This is a genomic window from Phytoactinopolyspora endophytica, assembly GCF_004138495.1.
Lineage (GTDB): Bacteria > Actinomycetota > Actinomycetes > Jiangellales > Jiangellaceae > Phytoactinopolyspora > Phytoactinopolyspora endophytica.
On the sequence record NZ_ML142858.1, the window covers coordinates 131,728 to 135,475 of the forward strand.

At 68.6% G+C, this 3,748-nt stretch carries 3 protein-coding genes and 1 pseudogene; 2 read left to right on the plus strand and 2 right to left on the minus strand.

Annotated features, from left to right (window positions below):
* Positions 1-192 (minus strand): hypothetical protein (locus tag ELR45_RS35510; protein WP_165367940.1); only part of this gene is annotated, 192 nt, incomplete at its 3' end.
* 93 nt (positions 193-285) lie between these two features.
* A complete protein-coding gene (locus ELR45_RS19615) occupies positions 286-2,055 on the minus strand; it encodes an acetyl/propionyl/methylcrotonyl-CoA carboxylase subunit alpha (RefSeq protein WP_129667875.1) in 1,770 nt (589 codons plus the stop codon).
* Between the two features lie 224 nt (positions 2,056-2,279).
* On the opposite strand from ELR45_RS19615, the gene ELR45_RS19620 reads away from it, so the two are divergent.
* Both ELR45_RS19620 and ELR45_RS38440 read left to right on the plus strand, forming a co-directional pair.
* The gene (locus ELR45_RS19620; RefSeq protein WP_129667876.1) at positions 2,280-3,446 is read left to right on the plus strand and encodes an acyl-CoA dehydrogenase family protein; all 1,167 of its coding nucleotides are present in this window, start codon (positions 2,280-2,282) and stop codon (positions 3,444-3,446) included.
* Between the two features lie 60 nt (positions 3,447-3,506).
* Positions 3,507-3,748, plus strand: a pseudogene (locus ELR45_RS38440) (hypothetical protein); the annotation flags it as partial.

The following is a 3,748-nucleotide window of genomic DNA, read 5'->3' on the forward strand; positions in this document are numbered from 1 at the left end:
GTAGTCCACGCCACGCAGCGGCTCTCCGCTGCCGTTGCCGAGCACCCGAACAAGCCGTCCGTCCTCGAGCGGTGGAAGCACGGCGCTCTGGGTAGGCGTCGGCTCTGATTGCTCCGTGTCGTCGTCGGTGCAGCTGGGAAGCATGATGACGAGAAAGCCGAACAGAGCGACTCTCCAAGACCTCTCCCGCATGCACCGAACGCTACCGGTTCGGTGGCGGAGGACCGGTGACGGGCGACGGGAGAGTCGCCGGTGAGTATGCGCCGTACCAAGAGCCCGAGGTCGCTAACCCTTGATCTCGCAGATCACGGCACCGTTGGCGACCGTGGCGCCGACGACGGCGGACAAGCCGGACACCGTCCCGGACTTGTGCGCGTTCAGCGGCTGTTCCATCTTCATCGCTTCCAGGACGACGACGGGCTCACCCGCCGCCACCTGCTGCCCGTCCTCGGCGACAACCTTGATGATGGTGCCTTGCATCGGCGAGACGAGTGCGTCACCGCTCACGGCCGCGGTACCGGAACCGCCCGCCTGGCGTCGGATCGGCTTGCGTGCCGCCGCGGTGGTGGAGGAAGCACCGAGTCCCTCGGGGAGGACGACCTCCAGCCGCTTGCCGTTCACCTCGACCGTGACCCGCTCGCGCTGAACCTGCTCGGCAGGAGCGGCCTGGCCGGCCCGGTACGGCGTGACGGTGTTCTCCCACTCGGTCTCGATCCAGCGCGTGTGCACGGCGAATGGCTTGCCCGGATCCGGCGGGGCGAACGCGTCGTCGTCGAGCACGGCGCGGTGGAACGGGATCGCCGTGGCCAGGCCGTCCACCTCGAACTCGGCGAGCGCACGGCGGGAACGCTGGATCGCCTGCTCCCGGCTGGCGCCGGTGACGATGAGCTTGGCCAGTAGGGAGTCGAAGTTCTGCCCGATGACGCTGCCCGGCTCCACTCCGGTGTCGAGCCGCACACCCGGCCCGGACGGCGGCCGGAAGGTGGTCACCGGGCCAGGTGTGGGCAAGAAGTTCTGTCCGGGGTCCTCGCCGTTGATGCGGAACTCCATGGAATGGCCCCGCACCGGCGGGTCCTCGTACCCGAGCTCCTCACCCTCGGCGATGCGGAACATCTCGCGTACGAGGTCGATTCCGGTGACCTCCTCGGTGACCGGGTGCTCGACCTGCAGCCGGGTGTTGACCTCCAGGAAGGAGATGGTGCCGTCCGCCCCGACGAGGAACTCGCACGTGCCGGCGCCGACGTACCCGGCGTCGCGCAGGATGTCTTTCGACGACTGGTAGAGCTGGGCGTTCTGGGCCTCGGTGAGGAATGGCGCCGGAGCTTCTTCCACCAGCTTCTGGTGGCGGCGTTGCAGTGAGCAGTCCCGGGTGGAGACGACCGCGACGTTGCCGTGCTGGTCGGCCAGGCATTGCGTCTCGACGTGCCGCGGGCGATCGAGGTAGCGCTCCACAAAGCACTCGCCGCGACCGAAGGCGGCGACGGCCTCGCGGACCGCGGACTCGTACAGATCGGGAACCTCCTCGAGGGTGCGGGCGACCTTCAGGCCGCGCCCGCCTCCACCGAAGGCTGCCTTGATGGCGATCGGAAGGCCGTGCTCCTGCGCGAAGGCCACTACCTCGTCGGCGCCGGAGACGGGGTCGGAGGTGCCGGCGACCAGCGGAGCGCCCGCTCGCTGGGCGATGTGCCGGGCGCTCACTTTGTCACCGAGGGCCGTGATGGCGGCCGGCGGTGGCCCGATCCAGGTCAGTCCGGCGTCGATGACCGCCTGCGCGAATCCGGCGTTCTCGGCCAGGAACCCGTACCCGGGATGGACCGAGTCGGCCCCGGACCGTGCCGCGACGTCCAGCAGCTTGCCGATGTCGAGATAGGTCTCGGCGGCGGTCTCACCGCCTAGCGCGTACGCATCGTCAGCCAGCCTGGCGTGCAGTGCGTCGCGGTCGGAGTCCGCATAGACAGCGACGCTGCCTCGTCCCGCGTCCTTGCACGCACGGATCACCCGTACGGCGATCTCACCGCGGTTGGCGATCAGTACCTTGGTGACGCTGCGATTCACGAACTCTCCCTTCCGTCGCGTTACAGGCTAACTGACCGGCGATTCAGGGCGTCGATGTCACATGTCGGTCGCCGAGGATGCTGCTACGCCACGCGCGCGATATAGCGTAACGTCGACCGCAGGACCGGCTGACCGCGGCGCACGCGTGATCAGCCACATCGGGTGGTTCGGCCGTGGCCGGTGCCGGTGAAGCAACCGCCCACGGCGGAGGAAGGTAGGGGACAATGCCGTTCGAGCTTTCCGCCGAGCATGAGGACTTCCGGAAGGTGGTTCGCGACTTCGCCGAGGGCGAGATCGCTCCGCATGCCGAGCGATGGGACGCCGAACACCACTTCCCGCTGGGTGCGGTGCAGGCGATGGGCGCGCTGGGGCTCTTCGGCCTGACCGCGCCCGAGACGTATGGCGGATCCGGCGGGGATCTCACCAGCTTGTGCGTGGCCATCGAGGAGATCGGCCGGATCGACCAGTCGATGGGTATCACCCTGGAGGCGGCCGTCGGTCTCGGCATCAACCCGATCCTCACCTACGGGACCGACGAGCAGAAGGACGCGTGGCTGCCGGACCTGGTGTCCGGGCGGGCCCTCGCCGGTTTCGGGCTGACCGAACCGGGATCGGGCTCGGATGCCGGCGCGACGGCCACCCGGGCGGTGCTGGACGGCGACGAGTGGGTCATCGACGGTTCCAAGCAGTTCATCACGAACTCCGGCACCGACATCACCTCGTGCGTGACGATCACCGCACGGACAGGTGACGGCGCCGACGGCCGGCCGGAGATATCGACGATCATCGTGCCGTCGGGGACGCCCGGGTTCACCGTCGAGCCCGCGTACAACAAGCTGGGGTGGCACGCCTCCGACACCCACCCGCTGACGTTCTCGGGCTGCCGCGTCCCAGCGGACCACCTGCTGGGGAAGCGCGGCGAAGGGTTCGCTCAGTTCCTGGCGACGCTCGACGACGGCCGGATCGCCATCGCCGCGCTCGCGGTCGGGTGTATCCAGGCGATGGTCGATGCGTCGACCGCGTACGCCAAAGAGCGCATGGCCTTCGGCGTGCCGATCGGCAGCAAGCAAGGCGTGGCCTTCCAGGTCGCGGACCTTGAGGTCATGGCCTCCTCGGCGCGTCTGCTCACTTATAAGGCGGCGGCGATGCGGGACGCCGGCCGGCCGCGGGACGCGGTCAAGCAGGCGGCCGCGGTGGCCAAGCTCTACGCCACGGAGTCGGCGGTGACCGCCACCCGGATCGCGACCCAGGTGCATGGGGGTTACGGCTTCATGGAGGAGTACCCGGTGGCCCGCTTCTACCGCGATGCCAAGATCTTGGAGATCGGTGAGGGCACGAGTGAGATCCAGCGCCTGCTCATCGCCCGCGGCCTGGGGCTCCCGGTCGAATGACGCAACCCTTGATGATCATGAACATTAGCCGTTCACATAGCACGGTTAATGTTCATGATCATGGAAGACGTCGGACGGGGGTGCGTGCCCGTGGGTGAAGACCATTACGCCGACGTCGCGGCCGCGCGCGACGCGACCCTGACGCCCTCCGACTCGGGGGCCGACAAGCTCGAGTCGCAGGGCAAGCTCTATGTCCGGGATCGGCTGGCGCTGCTGTTCGACGAGGGTACGTTCGTCGAGGACGGCCAGCTGGCCAACGCGCAGAGCAAGACCCTGCCCGCCGACGGCGTGGTCACCGGCCG

Excerpts from the sequence above, each read along its gene's own strand:
- ELR45_RS19620 (WP_129667876.1), top strand. The coding sequence starts at position 2,280 with ATGCCGTTCGAGCTTTCCGCCGAGCATGAGGACTTCCGGAAGGTGGTT.